Source organism: Curtobacterium sp. VKM Ac-2852 (genome assembly GCF_013205045.1).
In the GTDB taxonomy this organism is placed as follows: Bacteria; Actinomycetota; Actinomycetes; order Actinomycetales; family Microbacteriaceae; genus Curtobacterium; species Curtobacterium flaccumfaciens.
Genome location: NZ_JABMLI010000003.1, coordinates 137995 through 158893, shown reverse-complemented (window position 1 = coordinate 158893; position 20899 = coordinate 137995). Strand labels below are relative to the sequence as shown.

23 protein-coding genes are annotated in these 20899 nt (G+C 71.4%); 12 read left to right on the top strand and 11 right to left on the bottom strand.

The window, feature by feature from the left end:
- Window positions 1–54: 54 nt before the first annotated feature.
- The 8 genes from HQQ79_RS11870 to HQQ79_RS11835 are packed head-to-tail and all read right to left on the bottom strand — an operon-like array spanning window position 55 to window position 9756.
- Window positions 55–663 carry a hypothetical protein gene (locus tag HQQ79_RS11870; protein ID WP_173034539.1) on the bottom strand — a complete coding sequence of 203 codons (609 nt, stop codon included), beginning with the start codon at window positions 661–663 and terminating at the stop codon, window positions 55–57.
- A complete protein-coding gene (locus HQQ79_RS11865) occupies window positions 660–1004 on the bottom strand; it encodes a hypothetical protein (RefSeq protein ID WP_071244323.1) in 345 nt (114 codons plus the stop codon). Before HQQ79_RS11865 ends, HQQ79_RS11870 begins: the two co-directional genes overlap by 4 nt.
- Window positions 994–5058, bottom strand: a complete 4065-nt coding sequence (eccCa, locus tag HQQ79_RS19180; RefSeq protein ID WP_173034537.1) for a type VII secretion protein EccCa — start codon at window positions 5056–5058, stop codon at window positions 994–996. The genes HQQ79_RS11865 and eccCa overlap by 11 nt, the downstream gene beginning before the upstream one ends.
- A complete protein-coding gene (locus HQQ79_RS18700; protein ID WP_027466430.1) occupies window positions 5055–5909 on the bottom strand; it encodes a hypothetical protein in 855 nt (284 codons plus the stop codon). The genes eccCa and HQQ79_RS18700 overlap by 4 nt, the downstream gene beginning before the upstream one ends.
- Before the next feature lie 2 nt (window positions 5910–5911).
- A complete protein-coding gene (locus tag HQQ79_RS11850) occupies window positions 5912–7279 on the bottom strand; it encodes an EsaB/YukD family protein (RefSeq protein WP_173034535.1) in 1368 nt (455 codons plus the stop codon).
- The gene (locus HQQ79_RS11845; RefSeq protein ID WP_051596901.1) at window positions 7276–7554 is read right to left on the bottom strand and encodes a hypothetical protein; all 279 of its coding nucleotides are present in this window, start codon (window positions 7552–7554) and stop codon (window positions 7276–7278) included. The genes HQQ79_RS11850 and HQQ79_RS11845 overlap by 4 nt, the downstream gene beginning before the upstream one ends.
- Window positions 7538–8647, bottom strand: coding sequence for a DUF6177 family protein (locus tag HQQ79_RS11840; RefSeq protein WP_173034533.1), 1110 nt, complete (start codon window positions 8645–8647; stop codon window positions 7538–7540). The genes HQQ79_RS11845 and HQQ79_RS11840 overlap by 17 nt, the downstream gene beginning before the upstream one ends.
- Window positions 8644–9756, bottom strand: coding sequence for an FHA domain-containing protein (locus tag HQQ79_RS11835; RefSeq protein ID WP_173034531.1), 1113 nt, complete (start codon window positions 9754–9756; stop codon window positions 8644–8646). Before HQQ79_RS11835 ends, HQQ79_RS11840 begins: the two co-directional genes overlap by 4 nt.
- Before the next feature lie 98 nt (window positions 9757–9854).
- Here HQQ79_RS11835 and HQQ79_RS11830 point away from each other — a divergent pair, with 98 nt between their 5' ends.
- The 7 genes from HQQ79_RS11830 to HQQ79_RS11800 all read left to right on the top strand — a co-directional run bounded on the left by HQQ79_RS11830 (window position 9855) and on the right by HQQ79_RS11800 (window position 15201).
- The gene (locus HQQ79_RS11830; protein ID WP_027466433.1) at window positions 9855–10190 is read left to right on the top strand and encodes a WXG100 family type VII secretion target; all 336 of its coding nucleotides are present in this window, start codon (window positions 9855–9857) and stop codon (window positions 10188–10190) included.
- Between the two features lie 29 nt (window positions 10191–10219).
- Window positions 10220–10537: a pore-forming ESAT-6 family protein gene (locus HQQ79_RS11825; protein WP_027466434.1), complete on the top strand. Its 318-nt coding sequence runs from the start codon at window positions 10220–10222 to the stop codon at window positions 10535–10537.
- Between the two features lies 1 nt (window position 10538).
- A complete protein-coding gene (locus HQQ79_RS11820) occupies window positions 10539–10922 on the top strand; it encodes a DUF6507 family protein (RefSeq protein ID WP_051596903.1) in 384 nt (127 codons plus the stop codon).
- Entirely contained in the window at window positions 10919–13162 is a 2244-nt protein-coding gene (locus tag HQQ79_RS19175) for a TNT domain-containing protein (RefSeq protein WP_173034529.1), read from the top strand. The genes HQQ79_RS11820 and HQQ79_RS19175 overlap by 4 nt, the downstream gene beginning before the upstream one ends.
- A gap of 15 nt (window positions 13163–13177) precedes the next feature.
- Window positions 13178–13447, top strand: coding sequence for a hypothetical protein (locus HQQ79_RS11810; RefSeq protein WP_027466436.1), 270 nt, complete (start codon window positions 13178–13180; stop codon window positions 13445–13447).
- Between the two features lie 117 nt (window positions 13448–13564).
- Window positions 13565–14104, top strand: coding sequence for a hypothetical protein (locus tag HQQ79_RS11805; protein ID WP_173034527.1), 540 nt, complete (start codon window positions 13565–13567; stop codon window positions 14102–14104).
- A gap of 833 nt (window positions 14105–14937) precedes the next feature.
- Window positions 14938–15201 carry a hypothetical protein gene (locus HQQ79_RS11800; RefSeq protein WP_173034525.1) on the top strand — a complete coding sequence of 88 codons (264 nt, stop codon included), beginning with the start codon at window positions 14938–14940 and terminating at the stop codon, window positions 15199–15201.
- A gap of 27 nt (window positions 15202–15228) precedes the next feature.
- On the opposite strand, the gene HQQ79_RS11795 is transcribed toward HQQ79_RS11800, so the two are convergent.
- Complete coding sequence (locus tag HQQ79_RS11795; RefSeq protein WP_173034522.1) at window positions 15229–15930, bottom strand: hypothetical protein; 702 nt, start codon at window positions 15928–15930, stop codon at window positions 15229–15231.
- A gap of 31 nt (window positions 15931–15961) precedes the next feature.
- Between HQQ79_RS11795 and HQQ79_RS11790 the strand changes: the two genes are divergently transcribed.
- From HQQ79_RS11790 to HQQ79_RS11770, 5 genes are all read left to right on the top strand, one after another.
- Window positions 15962–16894 carry an NADP-dependent oxidoreductase gene (locus tag HQQ79_RS11790; protein WP_173034520.1) on the top strand — a complete coding sequence of 311 codons (933 nt, stop codon included), beginning with the start codon at window positions 15962–15964 and terminating at the stop codon, window positions 16892–16894.
- Between the two features lie 120 nt (window positions 16895–17014).
- Complete coding sequence (locus HQQ79_RS11785) at window positions 17015–17500, top strand: DUF805 domain-containing protein (protein WP_111056117.1); 486 nt, start codon at window positions 17015–17017, stop codon at window positions 17498–17500.
- An 82-nt stretch (window positions 17501–17582) separates the two neighbouring features.
- Window positions 17583–18167 carry a DUF805 domain-containing protein gene (locus HQQ79_RS11780; protein WP_173034518.1) on the top strand — a complete coding sequence of 195 codons (585 nt, stop codon included), beginning with the start codon at window positions 17583–17585 and terminating at the stop codon, window positions 18165–18167.
- Window positions 18164–18688, top strand: a complete 525-nt coding sequence (locus tag HQQ79_RS11775; RefSeq protein WP_173034516.1) for a DUF805 domain-containing protein — start codon at window positions 18164–18166, stop codon at window positions 18686–18688. The genes HQQ79_RS11780 and HQQ79_RS11775 overlap by 4 nt, the downstream gene beginning before the upstream one ends.
- A complete protein-coding gene (locus HQQ79_RS11770) occupies window positions 18685–19365 on the top strand; it encodes a DUF805 domain-containing protein (RefSeq protein ID WP_216852494.1) in 681 nt (226 codons plus the stop codon). The genes HQQ79_RS11775 and HQQ79_RS11770 overlap by 4 nt, the downstream gene beginning before the upstream one ends.
- 67 nt (window positions 19366–19432) lie before the next feature.
- On the opposite strand, the gene HQQ79_RS11765 is transcribed toward HQQ79_RS11770, so the two are convergent.
- Entirely contained in the window at window positions 19433–20074 is a 642-nt protein-coding gene (locus HQQ79_RS11765; RefSeq protein WP_071244287.1) for a TNT domain-containing protein, read from the bottom strand.
- A gap of 51 nt (window positions 20075–20125) precedes the next feature.
- Window positions 20126–20899 carry a succinate dehydrogenase iron-sulfur subunit gene (locus tag HQQ79_RS11760; protein WP_071244286.1) on the bottom strand — a complete coding sequence of 258 codons (774 nt, stop codon included), beginning with the start codon at window positions 20897–20899 and terminating at the stop codon, window positions 20126–20128.

The following is a 20899-nucleotide window of genomic DNA, read 5'->3' as shown; positions in this document are numbered from 1 at the left end:
CGGGAGGCCCGTCACCAGCTGGTGACGGGCCTCCCGTTCGTCCACCGGTCGCGGCTACCAGCCCAGGGCCGTGAGCAGACCGGACACCGTCGTGATCGTGGTGTCGCTGATCGCTCCCACCTGGACCCGACCGGGACGGCCGAGCGCGCGGTCGGCGCGCAGCACGAGGACCGCCGAGACCCCGGTGTCGCTCAGCCGACGGGTGTCCACCGGATTTTGCGCCGCGCCGCGGTCCACGAGCACCACGACCGATCGCCCGATGAGGGTCGGGTCCGGAGCAGCGGCGATGGATTCGAGCGCTGCCCGGACGTCCGCCGCACCGTCGGCGGTGGCCCGCCCGACCACGACGAGGGAGTTCTCCGGCGTCGCCGCGAGGACGGCGGCAGGGCCGACGTGCGCCCCCATGTCGTGCACCGTCACGCGTGAGGTGGCCGGTTGCAGGGTGGGGAGTCGTGCGGCGAGCTCGCCACCGGAGTGGTCCGTCGCCTGGACCACCACGCCGAGACGTCCGCCGACCGCATCGGCGAGGAGTGCCGCGACGGTCGTCGTGCCGGTGCCGCCGGCGACCCCGGCGACGAGCACGGTCCGGGCGCGCTGCGCGGATGCCCGCCGCGAGCCGGGCATGGGCGGCAGCGGAGCCGAGGTCGGGGGTGTGGTGCTCACGCGCCGTCCTCCACGAGGAGCTGGGCGTCGATCGACGCTGCGAAGGCCTGGACGATCGCCACACCGACCTCGCCCGTCGGCCCCCACGGAACCCAGGCCTCGGTCCACCAGACGGGCGCGGCGCGCGTCGCCCACGGGGCGAGTCGTGCGATCTCGGCGGGGTTCTCGACACGCTCGGGCATCTGGACACTCAGGACGGCCCGCCCGCGGTCGTCGACGATCTCGGTGACCACGCGGTCGAGCGTTCGCACCCGCAGATCCGGCGCGATCTGCGCTCCGGCCTCGACCAGTGCGAGCGACGAGGGAGCCGCAGCGGACAGGATGTTCACCTCACGGGGCATCGACGGCTCCCTTCGGGTCGAGCACGGTCGTCTGACCGGCGGGGTCGGCCTGCGCCGGGGCGACGGTCGTCGCCGTGGGGAAGTGGGCGACCTGCACGATGCGCGGGGGCGTCCCGCGTCGGACGAGACGCCCACGGCCGGGCGGGAACTGCTCCGCGTAGACCTTCGGGAACACCTGCCCCTCCGACCGTTCGCCGCTCAGCACGAGCCCGGTCGCACCCGAGTCGCGGATCGACTGGATCACGGTGTCGTACATCGCGCGTGCGGCACCGGCGACGGGCCGCGTGAGCACGACGTGGAGTCCGAGGTCACGCGCCGACGGCAGGTACGGCATGAGGGGCGCGAGCGGGTCGGTGCCGGCCGAGGCGACGATGTCGTAGTCGTCGACGAGCACCACGATGCGGGGCCGTGGTCCGGTGGACGTGCCGGCGGCGCGCTGCTCGAGCTCCGCGGCGATGGCCGCGGCGAGCCCCCGGGCGTCCCGGCCGTTCGCTGCGTGCCCGCCGAGGAAGTCGTCAGGCGTCCCGGCCGCAGCGCTGCCGCGGACGTCCATGAAGGCGAGGACGAGCTCGTCCGGCGTCGAACGTTCCATGAACCCGGCCGCCAGCCCCCGGAGGAGCGCGGTCTTGCCACTGGCCGTGTCACCGAACACCAGCAGGTGCTGGTCGACGGCAGGGGCGAAGGCCACGAAGTCCATCGTGTCCTGGCGGAGCGCGAACGGGACCGTCGTCGGGGTGTCGAGCGGGTCCGGGAGCTCGGCGGGGTCGAACGACTCCGGCAGCAGGCGGATCGGCGCGGCAGCCGGACCGCCCCAGCTGTCGGCGACCCGCTGCGCGAGGGCGCCGAGCTCGTCGCCGACCACACCGTCCTCCACGTCGTCGAGCACCGGCAGGGCCACCTGGCCGAACAACTCGCCGTCGGTGAGGACTCGACCGGGCTCGCCGGACTTCAGGGTCGCCGCGGCGGCGCGGGCGATCGTGGAGTCTGCCGGGTCGTTGAGGCGCAGTTCGAACCGCTGGCCGATCAGTGGCTGGCTCGCGAGCCGGAGTTCGTTCCACCGGGTGAGCCCGAGGACGACGTGGATGCCGAAGCTGCCGCCGCGCTGGAGCAGGTCGGCGAAGGCGTCCTCGAGCTCCTCGAACTCGGTGCGCATCACGCCGAACCCGTCGACGAGGAGCACCACGTCCGCCGATCCCAGTTCGGGGACACGGCCGGCGGCGTGCCGGGTGCGGAGCATCGCGAGTGAGTCGATGCCGTGGTCGCGGAACACCCGTTCGCGCAGGCGGATCATCGCCTGCAGCTCCTCGATCAGCCGGAGCAGGCGGTTCCGGTCGGCACGCGTGGCGACACCGCCGACGTGCGGGAAGCCCTCGATGCGACCGAGGCCGCCGCCGGCGAGGTCCATCCCGTAGACGCTGACCTGGCGGGGCGTCGTCGTCAGCGCGATCGATGCGGCCAGCGTGCGGAGGAACGTGGTCCGGCCGGATCCGGGTGCTCCGATGACGGCGACGTGTCCGCCGCCCCGCGTGAGGTCCAGCATCCACGGCCGCTGTCGCTGCCGCGCGGGGTCGTCGAGCAGGCCGATCGGCACCGTGACCCCGGTCGGGTCGGAGACGGCGTTGGGGTCGAGGACGGCGCCGAGTGCGAGACGCGTCGGCAGCGGCGGCAGCCACACCGGCGTGGTGTCGCGGTCGCCGCGGTCGAGGCGTTCGACGGCCTCGTCGACGACGCTCCGCCCGACGTCGGGTGCCTCGAGCGTGACCTCACCGGGTGCGTCGTCCTCGGCCGCCAGCGTGTTGTAGACGGGCAGCTCGAACGGCTCGGGGGCGGTGTCCGCGGACGACGTGGTGACGGCCGACGCGGGAGCGGCGTCCTCGACCGGGCCGGACACGTAGCCGGATCGGAACCGCGTGTACACGCTCGTGTCCACCTTGAGGTAGCCGTAGCCGGGCACGGCGGGCAGGTGGAACGCGTCGCCCGTGTCGAGCACGACCTGGCTCTCGGCTTCGGAGAACGTGCGCAGGCCGAGCCGGTAGGACAGGTACGTATCGAGGCCGCGGAGCTTGCCGGCCTCGATCCGTTGGCTGGAGAGCAGCAGGTGCACGCCGATCGATCGCCCTATGCGGCCGATCATGAGGAGCAGGTCGACGAACTCGGGTTCCGCGGTGAGCAGCTCGCCGAACTCGTCGATGACGAGCACGAGGTGCGGCATCGGCGGCAGGTCCGGTCGCTGGGTGCGGAGTTCCCGGTAGTGCGTGATGGAGGGCGCCGATCCGGCGTCGCGCAGCATCTCCTGGCGCCGTCGGACCTCGCCGGCGATCGACGCCCGAGCACGCCGGGTGAGCTGCGGGTCGTCGGCGAGGTTGTCGATGAGACCCGCGACGTGCGGGAGGCGGGCGAACGGGGCGAACGCGGCACCGCCCTTGTAGTCGACGAGGATCATCGCGAGGTCCTCCGGCGGGTGCGACACCGCGAGGCCGAGCACGAGGGTGCGGAGCATCTCGCTCTTGCCGGATCCGGTCGCACCGATGCAGATACCGTGCGGCCCCATGCCGAGCTGCGCCGACTCCTTGAGGTCGAGCAGCAGCGGAGCGCCGAAGTCGTCGACACCGATCGGCACGCGCAGGAAGTCCCGCGGGGCTCGGGGGCGCCAGGTGCGGTCCGGGTCGATCGTGGCGACGTCGTCGACCCCGAGCAGGTCCGAGACGCCGATGGCGGCCGACGACTCGGCACGCTGCTCGGTGTCGGCGGACAGTCGGAGGGGTGCGAGCGCTCGCGCGACGGCGGTGACGAGGGGCGGGGCGACGGGGTCGCAGACGGCGAGCTGGACCGGAGCGGGCTCACCTTCCTCGACGTCGCGGGCGTCGATGATCTCGAGGAGCGTCGTGCGTGCACCGGATCCGGCGCCCGTGCCACGGTCGGCACCCGGGGCGTCCGACCTCGCAGTCACCCGTACCCGGACGTCCGACGGTTCATGCAGCCGGTCGGCGACGAGGTGCACGACCGTGATCCGGAGGTCCTCCGGCCGGGTCTCGCCCTCGGGGAGTGCGAGCGGAACGGCGACGGCGCCGTGCTCGTCCGCGAACACCACCAGGCGCGGCAGGTCGCTGCGCTTGGCCGAGTCACCGGATCGCCGGTACATCGCGGCGGTCCGGGCGCGTTCGCCCAGCTCGCCGGCGAGGGTGCGTGCGAGCGCCGGGACGTCCTCGGCGACCCGGCGCGCGCGCAGCGGCCCGTCGAAGGTGCGGTCCATCCGTGCGTGCGGGAGCAGGTCGAACCAGTCCCAGTCATCGGCGCGCGCCGCCGGGAACGCCGCGGCGAGGTGCAGGTCGTCCGGGGCGTGCAACGCTGCGAGCTGCACGACGAGTGCCCGTGCGACCTCGAGCACGGCGTCGCGGTCGCCGACGACCGAGACGTCCCCGGCGCCGTCGAGTCGGACTGCGATGGGCATGGCGTGCACGGTGCCGTAGTGTTCGGCGACCTGCTCGAGCTCGGCGAGCATGAGCGGGTCGAGCGGCTGCACCGGGTTCTGGTCCGGCGGCACGGTGAGGTCGAGCCACCCCACGTCACCTGATCCGACGCGGACCCGCAGGAAGTCGCCGTGCGTGCGCCGCCGTTCCCAGAGGCGTGCCGGGTCACCGACGAGACGGGGGAGGGTGTCGGGCGAGGGGTCGACGTGCTCGGCGCGCTCGCGGGCGGCGGTCGTGCGCGTCCGCAGGTCGCCGCGCAGCTCCTCGAGGTAGTCGAGGTACCGCTCGCGCTGCGTCCGCCGGTTCCGGACGGCGTTGCCCCGCTGGGTGAAGGCCATGCCGAGGCCGCCGACGAGGGCGACCACGAAGACCAGGGCGGCGACGACCATGAGCACCGGGTTGTTGCCCCGGAGCACGACCATCATCACGACCGACGAGATCGCACCGACGACCGGCAGCAGCGACTGCAGCGGGAGGCCGCCACTCGGCCCCTCCGGGAGCTGCGGTGGCGGGGCGAGTTGCTCGGCCTCGGGACGGACGAGCGGGGTGGAGACCCGGGCGGGCCGGTGCACGACGCGGTTCACCGGGCGACCTCCGGGGTCGTGCGGCTGGTGCGACGGTCGACCGCGGCGTCGACGAGCGCGGCCGTCAGGTGGATGAGCGCGATCCGGGAGGCCGTGGGGCGTTCGCCGCCCCCGGCGACGCTCGGGTCGCCCGGGATCGGGTGGACGGCGTGCCCGGGCCACCGGACGGCGGTGCGCGCGGCCCGGAGGCCAGCCCCCGTGGTGTCGACCGGGACGACCAGGACGCGCGTGTCCGGTGCGTGCCGCCGGACGGCGTCGGCGTGGGCGACGCCCTCCTCGATGGCGGGGCGGTCCGGGCCGGTGACGAGGGCGACGACGTGGGCATCGGCAGCCACGGCGCCGAGGTCGACGAACGGGCTCCTGGACCCCCAGTCCCCGACGACGACGTCGAAGAACCGCGCGATCGGTTCGACGGCGTCGGTCCACTCGGCGGGTGCGGCCTGTCGGCTCGGGAGGCGCGGGTCGCCGATCCGCAGCACGTGCAGTCCGGACGGGGTCACCGCCAGACCGTCGGTCGCGTCCCAGGACGTCCGGGCCGCGTCACGGCGCTCGGACCGCGGCGTCGGGTCCGTCCGGTCGGCGCCGGCGTGGGTGGCGAACGAGCGCAGCCCGGCGGCACCGTCCACGCCGAGCACCCGTCCGGAGCGACGACGGGCGAGCACGGTCGCCACGGCTGCCGCGGTCACGGAGCAGCCGGTGCCGCCCCGGAGCGAGGCGAACGCGATGCGCCGACTGGTGGGAACGGCCTGCCGGATGGCCCGGTGCGCATCGTCGAGCTCGCGTGCACCACCGGCCACGCTGCCGAAGAACGCCCGCCCGAGCGCGGGGACGACGTCGTCGAGGAGCCGCATGGTCAGAACGTCTCCAGGAGTGCGGCGAAGAGGCCGAAGGTGCCGAGCAGCAGCGGCAGTGCCACGACGACCGAGATCGTCTCGAGGACGTTGCCGAGCGACCGCAGGCGCGCTCGCTGGTGTGCGGCCGGCCGGACCCCGGCGAGCAAGGCTCCGAGCATCCCGAGGCCTGCGAGCGCGCCGAGCACCTGGAACGGTGCGGTGGTGGCGTGACCGAGGAGCCCGACCACCGCGGCGACCACGACGGCGCTCCAGAGCAGCACGCCCTGCAGCGTCAGCGGGAAGGCGCGCGTGCGGAGTGCGGCGACGACGACCACCGCGGCGCCGAGCCCGACGGCCCAGGGGTCGCGGTCGGAGACGAGTGCGGCGCCGGCGAGGGCGATGGGGGCGGCCACCGCGGCGGTCGTCCAGTCGAGTGCTCGGTACGCGTCCTCGAGCGCCGTGACGACGCGGCCGCGAGCGACGGGCTCGCCGCCGCTCACACGGTCGTCGAGGCCGGTCAGTCCGGCGGAGGACATCGCGACCGAGGGCAGGAGCCCGCAGACGGCGACGGCTGCGATCCCGACCACGCCCCAGCCGGCGGCCTGCGGGGCCGGAGTGAGCCAGGTGAGCATGCCGAGCAGCGGGAGCACGACGCCGACGACGGCCGCGACGCCGATCGTCCGCGTGCGCTGTCCGACGCCGAGTCCGAGGCCGAGCGCGATCCACGCCCAGACGAGCACCAGGGCGGCGACCATCGCGGGTTGGTCGCCGTCCCGCCCGACGACCGGTCCGACGGCCAGCCCGATCGGCAGCGCGAGCCCGGTGGCCGCGGCGGTGAGGGCGATGCCGGTCCAGCGGGCCCCGGCACGACCCGCGACGAGCGCCGCGATCGCCAGGACCACGCCGCTGCCGACGAGCACGGACGGCAACAGTGCGGGGGAGACGGTCCCGCCGTCGAACGCGGCTCGGACCGAGGCGACGGTGAACGCGGCGACCACGAGGGTGCCCGCGACCGAGGCGGTGGCCCCGACGGCGGCGGCGGCGACGGACCAGCGTGCGGCGGTGCCCCAGCCGTCGCGACGACGGCCGAGCGAGTCCGCGACGGCGTCGGTGACGTCCGAGACCTCGGGCGGCGGTGGTGCGTCGGCGCGACGGACGAGGTGCAGGACCTCGCCGTCGGCGATCTCCTGCGTGGCGGCGTCCGCGGCCAGGGACACCTCTTCACCGGTGACGCGCACGAGGGCGACGGGTTGCGCGCTGTCCGCGATCGGTTCGTCGAGGATGTCGACCAGCCGCGGCAGCAGTCCGGCGAACGGCTCGTCGGAGGCGACGACGACGTCTGCACGGCGGCCGACACCGACGACGGTCACGCGGGTGAAGTCGCTCAATTGGTCTCCTGCTGGGGTTGCGTGGTCGGCACCGGTCGCGGTGTCTGCTGCGCCTGTTGCTGGGCGGCCTGCTGCGCCAGCGCGTTCGTGACGAAGGAGTACCCGAGGCACCCGACCCCCACGACCGCGGCGAGCACCACGCTGCCGATGAACCGCTTGACGTTGTCGTTCACCAACCGGCGGTCGGCGAGGCGCCCGAGCACGAACGCCTGCCGGAGTCGTCGGCGGTGCGTGGAGACGCTCTCGAGCAGGATCGAGTCACTGTTGCGCGGCACGCTGCACCTGCTCCCTCGTCCGGTCGTCCATCCCGACGGCGTCGGCGACGCGGTCGGGCCCGATGTGGTCGATGACGTCGGCCAGCTCGTCGACCGGGTTGCGGTCCTGCCGCCGCCCGAAGGGCAGCACGAGCGCCGGGATCCGAGGGCGTCCGGCGATGACGGCGCCGAAGCGGTCGCGCATCGCCTCGACGTCGAGGTCGAGCTGCCGGACGGCCGGCGCACCGAGGAGCATCGCGACCGGCAGCGGGGGCGGGGACAGCCGCGGCGCCTGCGCGAGGTCCGCGCGGCCCGGGCGCCGGAGCACCAGGGCGAAGAGCGGCAGCTGCGTCGTGGCGAGCCGCCCGAGCACCTGCGGGACGGCGGCGACCCGCATCTCGGAGACGGTGTCCCCGAGTGCGCCGACCGCGAGAAGCCCGGTGGTGAGCTCCTCGACGCCGTGCTCGGTGCGCTGCGCGGCGATCGTCACCGCGAGGGGCGCGTCGGGCGAACCGACGGCGAGGAACCGCGTGGAGTCGGGCATCCGCGAGCGAGCGGCCTCGGTGAGCGTGTGCCGGTCCCACGCGTGACCCGCGGGTTCGTGCGTCCCCCAACCGGTCGGTGCCGCCCCGGCGAGCTCCGTCGCGAGGAGTTCGGTGGTGGCCCCGAGGACGGTCTCGTCCGCGGCCCGGTGCCGGACGGACACCGAGACGACGAGGTGTTCCGCCGTCGGCGTCCAGGGGCGCAGGTACCCGACGGCGACGTCCTGCACCGAGGTCGGCGGGCCGGTCCGGAGCGCGTCCGTGAAGTCGTCGAGTCGTCCGCCGTCGAGTCCGTTCCGCAGGCCGTCGTCGCCGCGGACGACCCACGCCCCGCCGCAGTCGAGCAACGCCTGGCGGAAGGCCTCGGTCACGACGGACAGGCCGTCGGTCACCAGGATCGGGCGGGCGCCCCCGCCTGCCGCGGTGGCGAGCAGGTCCGCCTGGGCACGTCCGAGCCGCACGATCGCCGCGCGGGTCTCGTAGCGGATGCTGCCGTCGCCCGCCGAGTCGACGAGCGGGTGCGTCGCGCCCGGACGGTCGTCCTCGGCGGTGTCGTGTCGGAGCGGGCTCACGTCGTGGCCCCGATCCGGTCGACCACGAAGGCGTGGTCGCCGATCCGGACCGTCGAACCGGCGGGCACGGGCAGGTCCACGCCGGGGAGGAGGTCCTCGAACGAGGCGTCCGGACGGACCACCGAGGTGCCGTTGGTCGAACCGAGGTCACGGATCAGGACGACTCCGCCGGCCTGCACGAGGGCGACGTGCGTCTTCGAGAGCGTGCGCGACAGGTCCGGCACCGCGACCGTCGCGATACCGGGCTCCGCCTCGGGGTTCCGGCCGATCACGCAGGTTCCGGCGAACCAGTGCACGGCGCCGGAGTCGAACCCCAGGACGACCGCGTCGGGCGGTACCGAGTCGTCGGCCACCGGTGCGGTCGGCGCGGGCACCGCCGCGAACCCGGCCGCGGGGGTGGGACCGAACCCCGCGCGACGGGTGGCGTCGAGACCAGCCTGCACCGCGCCTCCAGGCAGCGGCGCCGACCCCGGACGGACACCCGCCGACGCGGCGGCACCGAAGGCGGTGCCGAGCGCGGGCACGGCGGGGTCGAGCGGCTCGCGTCCGCGTTTCAGTGACGCGGTCAGCGTGCCCGTCGCCGCGGCCCAGGGGCCGGCTCCGGGCGTACGTCGGTGCCGACCGCCACCGAGCCGGGTGAGCTGTCGGACGGGCCCGGCGGGCAGCGCGTCGTCGACGTCGACGACGCGGGTACGGAGGAGCAGCCCGCCCGGCCCGCGGCCCGTCCTGGAGGCACGCATCACCACGATCGCGGTCGTCACGACGAGCCCGGCGACCGCTCCGGCGACGGCGGTACCCACGGGGTCGGAGGAGGGGACCGCGGTGTGGGCGAGGAAGAGGAGGGCGGCGCCGGCGGCACCGCCGAGCAGGCAGACGACGACGTCCACCAGCCGGGCGAGGACGACAGCACCGGCCGGGGCCGTGGCGACGCCCTGCACGGCGTCGTACTCGGCGGAGCCGACCGTGCGCCCGAGGAGGGCACCGCAGTCGGTGCAGAAGCGCTGGCCCTGGCTCGTCGCGACCCCGCAGCGACCACAGGTCAGCACGGGCACCACGGACTCGACCACCATCGACGACATGCCCCACCTCCCCTCGGCAGGAACGATCATGTCAGAACCGGAGGGTGACGCGCGCGGCGGACGTGGTCTACGCTGCGTGTATTCGCTGTCACCCGTTCGGGGTGGGGGAACGACGGAGAGGATGCGCGATGAAGTTCGCGATGGGGGCTCAGGTCCTGACCAACCTGACCAAGCAGACGTCCGGTGCTTCCGGTGACCTGGGGACGCTCGTACGCAAGCTGGCCGACTCGGCCGAGCCGCTGCAGGGTCGCTTCAACGGTGCCGGTCGACAGGCCTTCGACCGTTTCAAGGCCGAGACCGACACCATCGCCAACGAGCTGAACGGTGCGCTCGCGAGCGTGCTGCAGGGCATCTCGGGCATGGACCGTTCGTTCCAGGAAGGCGACCAGGACATGGCGCAGTCCACGAGCTCGCTCGAGGGCAGCTCGAACTTCGACGCGGCCCGCTTCAGCGGCCGCGCCTGACGGATCTTCGGGGAGAGGGAGAGAACACCATGAGCGGTGGCAACCAGGCAGATCGTCGCGACTACGACGTCGCGGCTTCGCAGAACGCACAGGACAACTTCAACGCCGTCGCGGCGCAGCTCGAGTCGCTCATCGCGCAGCGTGACTCGGACGTGAAGGCAGCCATGGCCGACTACCAGGCCGACGGCGTCTCGGACGAGTACCACGCCAAGGAACAGCGGTGGAACACCGTCGCCGGCGAGGTCAAGCAGATCATCGCGACGCTGCGCGCATCGCTGCAGTCGAACGACGAGTCGGCGCAGTCGGCCATCAGCAAGGCGAAGTCGGCCGTCGGCAACATCGGCTGACGTGGTCGACGGATGGCGGGTCGACCCCGCCGGGGTCGAGGCCGTCCTGACGGACGTCTCGACCAAGACCACGACGATGAACAACGCTCTGGGCGGATCCGCGGACGGATCGATCCAGGGTGTCGGAGAAGTCGTGCAGGACGCCGCGACGGCAGCACAGTCACCGGTGATCGGTGAGGCGCTCGCCGGGTTCTTCGAGCACCGGCAGGCCACACTGACGGGGATCCAGAACCGGATCCAGGCGTCGCTCTACGGCGCTGCCGGCGCGACACGTGCCATCGTCGACGGCGATGACGAGATGGGTGCTGCCACGGCACAGGCGAACGCCGTCACGGCGTCCACCAACGGCGACTTCCGCGCGTTCGACGGGATGTTCGACCGGTGACCGGCGTCGTCAAGACGGGAGCCATCCCGTACACGGACGTCCAGCTCGAGGCGATCACGAGCGGCGCCGCTTCGCTGCGGACCGTCGCGTCAGCCGTCCGCGACGGCACGGCCGACATCGTCACCGCCTGGAGCGGCATCTCCGGTTCCTACGAGGGCCCGAGCGATCAGGAACTCTTCGCGGTCATGACGCCCATCGGGCCCCAGGGCACGACGTTCGGCGACGACCTGGACGCCGCGGCGAAGGCGCTCGACACGTTCGTCACCGAGGTCACACCGATCGTCGCTGCGCTCAAGGCGTACGTCACGCGTGCCGAGCAGCTGCACCGCGACGTCGACGCGTTCACCCCGAAGACCGCGACGACCGAGTACGGCAACAACGCGACCGTCGAGTCCTGGGACCAGGACGAGACCCTGACCGACGAGAACAACGCGATCATCAACGGCGTCGCCGCCCAGGTGGTGGCGTACCAGGCTGCCGAGCGCACCTGCGCGAACACCATCCGCGGGCTGTCCGGCCTGCAACCGCTACACGCGATGAGCGGCAGTGGCGCGGACGACGCCCTCGCCTACGGGTACGACAAACTGCCCGCCGGCACGAAGCTGCCGTGGGGGACCGCATCGGAGCGGAAGGAATCGTGCTCCGAGAAGACCGTCGACTTCCTGCCGAACATGCTCACGGGCGTGGCCGTCGACGGCATCTGGGGCACCGTAAAGGGACTCGGCACCCTCGTCGGTCTGGACGGCACGGGCTTCCACCTGGAGACCGCGGCGACGTCGTGGAGCGGAGTCCTCGCCCTCACCGGCTTCAACACGAAGACCATGCAGAAGGACCCCGACCTCCAGCGCGAGGCGTGGACCCAGCTGGGGAAGGCCACCGTCGGTTGGGACGAATGGGGCAGGGACCCCGGTCGCGCCGCCGGACAGGCGCTGTGGGGGATCGGCTCGATCGTCGTCCCGATCGTCGGGCAGGCGGGCAAGCTCGGCGCCGTCGGCAAGGTCGGCGAAGTCGCGGGGGCCGTCGGCAAGGCGGGGAAGTACCTCGATCTCGTCGATGCCGGCGCGTGGGTCTCGAAGGGCCTGACCAAGGTGCTGCCGAGGCTCGATGAGCTCAAGACGATCATGACCAAGGGTGTCGGTGACGACGCCGTCGGGTCGACCGGGCGCCTCGCCGACTTCAAGACCGGGCTCGGTGACTACCTGCACGGACGGCACGGCGACACCGACGTCGAGGTGCCGCCGGCTCGGACCGAGGCGGACACGGACGTGCGGGCGGGGAGCGACGCGAACGCACATGCGGACGCCGGCGACGCGACGGTGCACGCGCCGGAGCGGGAGCCGGCGCTCGTCGGGGCCGGTGGGCGCGGGGAGCATGGCGAGACGGCGACAGGCGACGGCGGTTCGACGTCGGGGTCGCACGGCGGGGCAGGGCACGGGGGCGACTCAGTCGGGCACGGTGGGGACTCGGCCGGGCACGACGGTTCCGGGCACGGCACGGGCGCCGACAACGGCACCGGCGGCACTTCCCCGGACGGCTCGCACGATCAGGGCACGGTTTCGGAGGCCTACTCGCACGTCGCGCTCGATTCCGAGGGCAAGAACGTCGGTCCTTTGGTGGCCGAGAGTAGACTGTCGCCCGAGCAGTTGCACGACTACCTCGAATCTCAGTGGCCGCGCGACGGCGCACTGGCACGAGAGTTCGAGTCGTCCGGTGTGTGGCCGCACGACGTCCAAATCCCGAAGGGCCCGGAAGTCCTCACCCCAGACGGCAAGATCAACTGGGACGGCGTCGACAACGACGGTTTCGCCTCGAGGGGCGACGGGACGGTCGACCGTGCTCCTTACGATCCGCCCGTCGGATCTGTGCTCGACCGATACGGACCTCCGGACGGACGCTTCACGTCGCCAGTCCCCGACGGGGGCCCGTACCCGTACGATGAACGCGGTCTGCCCTACTTGGAGGACGCCAACCAGTACCACCAGTACGAGGTCGTCCACGACGTCGGCGATCTACGGGGCGCGTACGACGCTTTGGACGGGGACCACAAGGAACTCGTTAACGCACTGCTCCAGCAGCGCAACAAGACGGCGGACGACCTCGGATCCCTCGGTGCGTATCGTGGTGAGATCGCAGCAGTCGGTCGCTTCGGCTCTCCGGGCGGCGGAGTGCAGGTACAACTGCCGCTGCCGGTCGAGATCCTCCAGGTCCTCGGCGTACTCCGCGAAATTCCTCTGCACTGAGAACAGGACGAACTCATGGATGACATCGACGTGATGCGCGAACTCGCCGTCGCCGAGGCCGCGGGCGTTCCCTTTTGCTGGATGCGGCGGCCCTCCAACGATGTGAACACCCCGTGCATCTACGAGACAGCAGACGGATGGCGGGTCTCCACCACGAATGAACGGAGCACCGAGGAATCTGTCGACGACTATTCGGACCGCTCCGCGGCCGTCGACGATTTCGTGAGCCGCGTACAAGGGTCCGTACGGTACAAGGAGCTCCGCAAGAAGCTCCTCGGGCACTAGCGCAGGTCTGATGCCCGTTCTGACTGGGCCTGGTCGAGGACCCTTCTGACAGCCGGACGGTCGTCTGCAGATTGAGATCGTTTCCGTCACCGACCTCAAGAGATTGAGAATCCTGAGTTGACCGACAGTGAACCAGGCGAGTTCGCCGACCTCCAGTACCTCGAGGACGTCCTGCTGCGTGCCGGAAACGACCTCGTCACGTGTGAACCGCGAAGGGTGCAGTTCGGCGATCACGAGACACTGCAGCGGTACTCGGTGTCAGGCACGTCGGTCGAGGAGTGGCGTGGAGACCGGGGGCGTGGCGCCCTGACCGGCACACGGTTCGGGTCGGCCACGGACGCGGAATTGTTGATCGTCGCGGACGCGAGTGGGTACATTCGCGAAGCTCGTGGCCTGCCGATCGCACATTGGCTTCCCGACCAAGAGCACGAACTCCCCGAAGGGTTCACTATGGAGCAAAACGGCGCCGGTGTTCTCCTCACCTGGAGCGCATCGGGAACGGAACACCGAGTCCGTTTCGGCGGCGCTCTCCCGGAGGCCCATGCGGTGCAGTTCTCGGCCGTGGCACGGGTGCCGCTGAACCAGATCGAAGAGTGCGCGCTCCAGCTCGACGCCCGCTCGGCGTTCGCGGCCGCGGCGTCCGCTGCTTCGCGCTGAACGACTCCGTCGTGCCGCTGATCCATCGGACTACGCCGCAATACCGTGCCTCGAGGTGCTCGTGGTCCTCTTGCGCAGTGCTGGGCATGAGCGGGTCGTCACCGAGCCGACGCTCGTGGAGTTCGGCGATCACGAGACGTTGGAGCGTTACGTCGTGCAGGACTCGGAAGTCCTGGGATGGCGAGGCGACCGAGGCTCGGGAGACTGGACAGATGTCGTGTTCAGAGACGGAGACGGTGACGATGCTGCGCGTCGAATCGCGTCCTCTGCCGCTGGTGTCACCCGAGATCGAGCTGACCTCGAACGCGCCCACTGGCTGCATCGATCACCCCCAGGAGCTCGGAGCACCGAGGAATCTGTCGACGACTATTCGGACCGCTCCGCGGCCGTCGACGATTTCGTGAGCCGCGTACAAGGGTCCGTACGGTACAAGGAGCTCCGCAAGAAGCTCCTCGGGCACTAGCGCAGGTCTGATGCCCGTTCTGACTGGGCCTGGTCGAGGACCCTTCTGACTGCCGGACGGTCGTCTGCAGGAGGTGCAGATCATCGCTCCCGCCGGTGCGGCGGCCGACGCTGCGCAGTTCCTCGAAGGAGACCCGAGAGCCGGTCTGGCCCCATGATCACAAGAAAGGCGTTCGTCAGGTGAGGACCAGAGCACACGGCCGAGCGATCGGTGCGGCGATCGGGAATCGGGAGCGGATCCCGCCTCTGAAGAACAACCTGGCGATCACAACGAGCGTGAAGGTGGATCCGGCATCCAGCCCCGCCCGGGTGACCTGGGCTGAACGGAAGGTCCGCACTTGGTCGTGAATGTTGCTCTCAGCCAAGCAGTAGTGCAACTGACCGGGAAGGGGCGCAGTGCGACACCCGGTGCGTTCTGGATGGCAGTGGAGTCGTTTCCCGACACGGTTCACCGTGATCTCGAGGAGGTCATGCGCGACTATGAGACGCTGTCACAGATCGGCTGGGCCTCCGTCGACAACGACTTGATCCGCGGAATGGACCTGTTCAAGGAGAACTTCTCGCGACTTCATCCAGAGGTGGCCCCGTCCGCGCTCGACGCGCTCGAGTGGAAGTTCTCCTGGGATTGGCGCTGAACCGACGACGTGCGGCTGTCGCTGGGGTCAGTGCCTCCTGCGAGCCCATTCGTGCCCGCCCTTCGCGAGGTCCATGTACCAGTTGTACAAGTTGTTCTGTTCCTCGAGCAGCTCCGCGTAGAGCGCCCGAGCTCCAGGATCAGTCGACAGCGCGAGGTACTCCTCGTTGTCGAGGATCGCACCGATGCCGGTACGGACGTCGTGGTAGGCGCCATACTGGTCGCTGACGTCGACGTACGAACGCATCTCCTCGAGGTACCCCTCGAGGATCGGGAGGTACTTCCCTCCGGCAAGACGCTTCTCGGCACGCTGCTGTTCGTTACGGAAGACACGAAGGGCCCCGCGCGCGACACCGTCGATGAACAACTGCGATGCCCGCGACGTCGGATCGGTGGCCCCCGTCGCCAGGGTCTTCGCGAAGCCGCTCGAGGCGGAATCGGTGCCGAACGCGAGCTTCCTCGCCGCAGCGCTCGGCTGCTCCGTGATCAACATCCGCAACGCACGATCCGACCCGAACTCCTGCCAGGCGGGGAACGTCGAGCGGCGCTCGGTCGACGTGGGCGTCGTCGCGATCCACCAGCGCAGCACGGCTCGGATCCGGTCTTCGTCGTCCACGAGGGTGAGGGCGCTGTCGAAGGCGTCGTACCAGCCGTGCAGGAGCTCGAGGAGGAGTGCGCCGTCGTGCCGGAAGGTCAGCGCGAGGCCCGTCGGTCGTTCGTGGCTCGTCACGCCAGCAGGCTACCGGCGTACCGTCGCCCGCATGACGAAGCACTGGGTGGCCCCGCGGTTCGGCGGCAGCGAAGTCCTGGAGTACGTCGACACCGAGGTGCCGGCGCCCGGGCCCGGCGAGGTCACGATCGCCGTCCGCGCCGCCGGCATGAACCCGGCCGACACGAAGCACACCCGCCAGGGCGACCCCGCGGACCTGCCCATCGCCGTCGGGTACGAGGTCGCCGGCGTCCTGTCCGCCGTCGGCCCCGACACGCAGATCGCGTCCGGCGGGGGATCGGTCGGCGACGAGGTCCTCGCGTTCCGCATCAGCGGCGGCTGGGCGGAGTCGGTCACGGTGCCCGCGGCCGACGTCTTCGCGAAGCCCGCGTCGCTCGGCTTCCCGGAGGCCGCCAACCTGCTCCTCGCCGGCTCGACCGCCGCCGACATGCTCCGCGTCACCCGCGCCGAGGGGCGCGACACCGTCCTGGTGCACGGCGCCTCGGGCGCGGTCGGCGTCAGCCTGCTCCAGCAGCTGCGGCTGCTCGGCACCCGCGTCATCGGCACCGCGTCGGAACGTGGTGCGGACGTCGTGCGACGCTTCGGTGGCGAGTGGGTCCAGTACGGCGACGGCCTGGAGGCGCGTGTCCGTGACCTCGCACCCTCCGGTATCGACGTGGCACTGGACTGCGTCGGCACCGACGAGGCCGTCGACGTCTCGCTCGCGTTGGTCGCGGACCGGTCACGGATCGTGACGATCGCTGCGCAGGCGCGCGCTGCATCGGACGGCATCGCCGCGGTGGGCGGGGCGCAGCCGGCCAGCAAGGCGTTCCGTGACTCGGTGCGGCAGCGGCTCATCGACCTCGCCGGCGCCGGACAGCTCGAGGTCCCGGTGGCGCGGACCTTCCCGCTTGCCGAGGCGAAGGCGGCGGCGGAGCTGCTGGAGTCCGGGCACCCCGGGGGCAAGCTCGCGCTCCTGCCCTGACCGCACGGTCGGGTCAGGTGCACGGTCGGGGCCAGAGTCGTTCGCACGGATGACGCTCGCCGGCTCGGGGGAGTGCCACACTCTGTGTGGACCGACAGCCCCGCCGGAAGGAACCCCACGATGAGTGACCAGTACCCGCCCCGGGACCCGTACGGCCAGTCCGCGCAGCCCGGTCCGGGGCGGCCGAGTGGCGGCAGGTCCGAGCCGCCGCTCTGGGCGCCCTGGTACGGCATCCCGTTCCCCCAGGCGTTCCTGCGCTTCTGGAAGAAGTACGTGCGGTTCGACGGCCGGGCCAGCCAGTCGGAGTACTGGTTCTGGGCGCTCTGGTACCTCATCGGCTCGGCGGCCGCGGGCATCATCGGCAACGGGTTCAACGTGCTGCCGTTCATCGACGACGGTTCCGACGGCCTCGGCAGCCTCTGGAGCCTGGCCTGCGCGCTCGGCTTCATCGCGTTGACGGTGCGACGGCTCCACGACGTGAACCTCAGCGGCCTGCTCGCCCTGTTGTTCGTCATCCCGCCGATCGGCATCCTGTTCTCGTTGATCGTCGGCCTGATGTCGTCGAACCCGCAGGGGCAGCAGTACGACCGCCCACAGCAGGGGTAACGCGCCGCGTCGGTCCTGACGGCCCCTCAGGAGTTCTGGTTGACTCGACCGTGAACATCAGCCAACACTCGAGGGGGACCACGTGAGCGACCAGTACCCGCAGGATCCGAACAACCAGCCGAGCGCCCAGTTCGGCGGCACACCCCAGTACGGCGGCGCACCGCAGTACGGCCAGCAGCCGCCGACCGGACCGAACGGCGAACCGCCGCTCTGGGCACCGTGGTACGGGATCTCGTTCGGCAAGGCCGTCGGCCGCTTCTTCAAGAAGTACGCGACGTTCAGCGGTCGGGCCAGCCGGAGCGAGTTCTGGTGGTGGTACCTGGCGAACGGGATCGTCACCACCGTCCTCAGCATCCTGTACGGCATCGGTGTCGCCACCTCGGAGCGCTCCACCGTGTCGATGTCGACCGCGACGTCCACCAGCGTCCAGTCGACCGTCACCGAGCCGTCGGCACTGTTCGTCATCTCGGGCATCCTGTTCGTGCTCTGGGGCCTCGCGATCATCGTCCCGACGCTCGCCCTCGGCTGGCGCCGCCTGCACGACGCGAACCTGACGGGCGCGCTGTGGATCATCGCGATCTTCGTCGGCATCGTCGGCATCGTCTTCGGCCTGCTGCCCTCGAACCCGCAGGGTGCGCGCTTCGACCGTCCGCAGGGCGCCCGATGACCGAGAGCACGCAGCAGTGGGCGCCCGAGCAGCAGCCCGGTCAGCAGACCGACGCCGCGGGGACGCCGCCGCGATGGGCCCCGTGGTACGGGATCTCGTTCCCGAAGGCGGTCGCGCGCTTCTTCGCGAAGTACGCCACGTTCAGCGGTCGTGCGAGCCGGAGTGAGTTCTGGTGGTGGTTCCTGGCGAACACGATCGTCACCGGGGCACTCACGGCCATCGGCACCGTCATCCGCCTCACCACGCTCAACAGCCGGACCGTCGACTACTACGGCAACGAGATCACCGTGGTCGACCCGGTCCCGCCGGTCTTCTGGGTCGTGCTCGTCCTGCTGGCACTCTGGGGCCTCGCGACCCTGGTGCCGTCGCTCGCCCTCGGCTGGCGACGCCTGCACGATGCGAACCTCTCCGGGGCGCTCTGGATCATCGCGCTGTTCATCGGCGTCGCCGGCATCGTCTTCGGGCTACTGCCGTCGAACCCGCAGGGCGCACGGTACGACCGGCCCGGGACGAACCGATGAGCAACGGCGGGACGCCCCAGTGGGGCCAGCCGGACGGCGACCAGTCGCAGGGGCAGCCCGGCTACGGGCAGCAGCCCGGCTACGGCGAGCAGCCTCAGTACGGGCAGCAGCCTGGGTACGGGCAACAGCCTGGTTACGGGCAGCAGCCGTACCAGCAGCCGTACGCCGACCCGTACCCGTACCCGCAGTTCGCGCAGCCGATCCCGCTCGGTCCCGACGGGGCCCCGCCGCTCTGGGCACCGTGGTACGGCATCGGGTTCCTCGACGCGTTCACCCGGTTCTTCAAGAAGTACGCCCGGTTCGACGGCCGCGCCAGCCGGAGTGAGTTCTGGTACGCGGTGCTCGCCAACGCCATCGTGACCATCGTGCTGTTCGGCGGGTTCTACGCCGTCCTCTTCGCGACGGTCGGGACGAGTGGCGCCGTCGACGAGTACGGCAACCCCACGGGGAGCAGCGCGCCGTCGCCGTTCGCCTTCGTGCTGCTCGGGCTCTACTTCCTCTGGTGGCTCGCCACGATCGTGCCGGGCATCGCCCTGGGCTGGCGTCGCGTGCACGATGCGAACCTGGCAGGCCCGTTCTGGCTCATCGCGCTCTTCGTCAGCGCCGCCGCGATCGTGTTCGGCTGCCTGCCGTCGAGCCCGGCCGGCGCGCAGTACGACCGCCCCGACCTGCGGTAGTTCCACGCACCAGAACAGCCCGCCCCACGCGTCGAGCGTGGGGCGGGCTGTTCGTGTGTCGGAGGGCTCAGACCACCCGGAGACGGACGAGCGCACCGTCGACGACCAGGTCACGCACGGTGGCCGACGGGTCGGCGATCTGGAAGCGCAGGGCTCCGCCAGGCTGCTCGAACCACGGCTGGACGAAGCGGACGTTCACCAGGAACGGCCGGTCGACGACGTACCGGTGGGTCTCCGGCGACGAGGTCACGTGCGGGGGCAGCGACCGGCTGGGCAGCGGGGTGTCGAGCGGGTGCAGCAGGTAGCCGTCCGGGCCACCGATGCGGTCGACGGGGACACCGGCCGGGATCTGGATGGTCAGCCCCTGCTCGCCGGCCTGTGCGACCTGCTGCGCGAGCTGCGGGTAGGTCGACGCCGCGCGGTCGCGGAGCCCCTCGAGCTCGTGGCGGGGGATGTCGCGCGGCTCCGGGAACGGACGGTTCAGGAACCGGCGCAGCATCTCGACCGCGTCGTCCTCGCCCGTGGCCTGCGCGAGACGACGAGCCGTGCCGTAGTCGACGACCTCGAGCGCGTAGCCGGAGGCGTCGGTCTGGACGATGCGGAGCGCCCCCTCGACCGGCGGTTCGTGCAGGGTCTCGCCGGGGAGCTGCACGTACCGGGTCGTGTAGCCGAGCTGGTCGAGGATGGGGCGGGTGTCCGCGAACGTCATGGTCGGGAGCCTATCGGTCGGCGTGGTGCTGGGCCTTGGACGGAGCCGGGACTACGCCCGGCCGCGCATGATCGCTTGCTTGACCTCGGAGATCGCCTTCGTCACCTGGATGCCACGGGGGCACGCGTCGGTGCAGTTGAAGGTCGTGCGGCAGCGCCAGACGCCTTCCTTGTCGTTGAGGATGTCGAGGCGGACGTTCGCGGCGTCGTCGCGGGAGTCGAAGATGAACCGGTGTGCGTTCACGATCGCGGCGGGGCCGAAGTACTGCCCGTCGGTCCAGAACACCGGGCAGGACGACGTGCACGCGGCGCAGAGGATGCACTTCGTGGTGTCGTCGAAGCGGGCACGGTCGGCGACGGACTGCACGCGCTCCTTGCCGGGCGTCGGGGCCGACGAGGACTGCAGGAACGGCTGCACCTCGCGGTAGCTCTGGAAGAAGGGCTCCATGTCGACGACGAGGTCCTTCTCGAGCGGCAGGCCCTTGATCGCCTCGACGTAGATCGGCTTCGAGACGTCGAGGTCCTTGATGAGGGTCTTGCACGCCAGGCGGTTGCGGCCGTTGATGCGCATGGCGTCGGACCCGCAGACGCCGTGTGCGCACGAGCGGCGGAAGGTCAGGGACCCGTCCTGCTCCCACTTGATCTTGTGCAGGGCGTCGAGGATGCGGTCGGTCGGCAGCATCATGACGTCGAAGTCCTGCCAGCGCGGCTCGTCGTCGACGTCGGGATCGAAGCGACGGACGATGACCGTGACGGAGAAGGATCCGGGAGGAGCGTCCTGCACGGTGTCGGTGCGGGGTGCGTCGGAGACCAGGGTGTCGGTCAT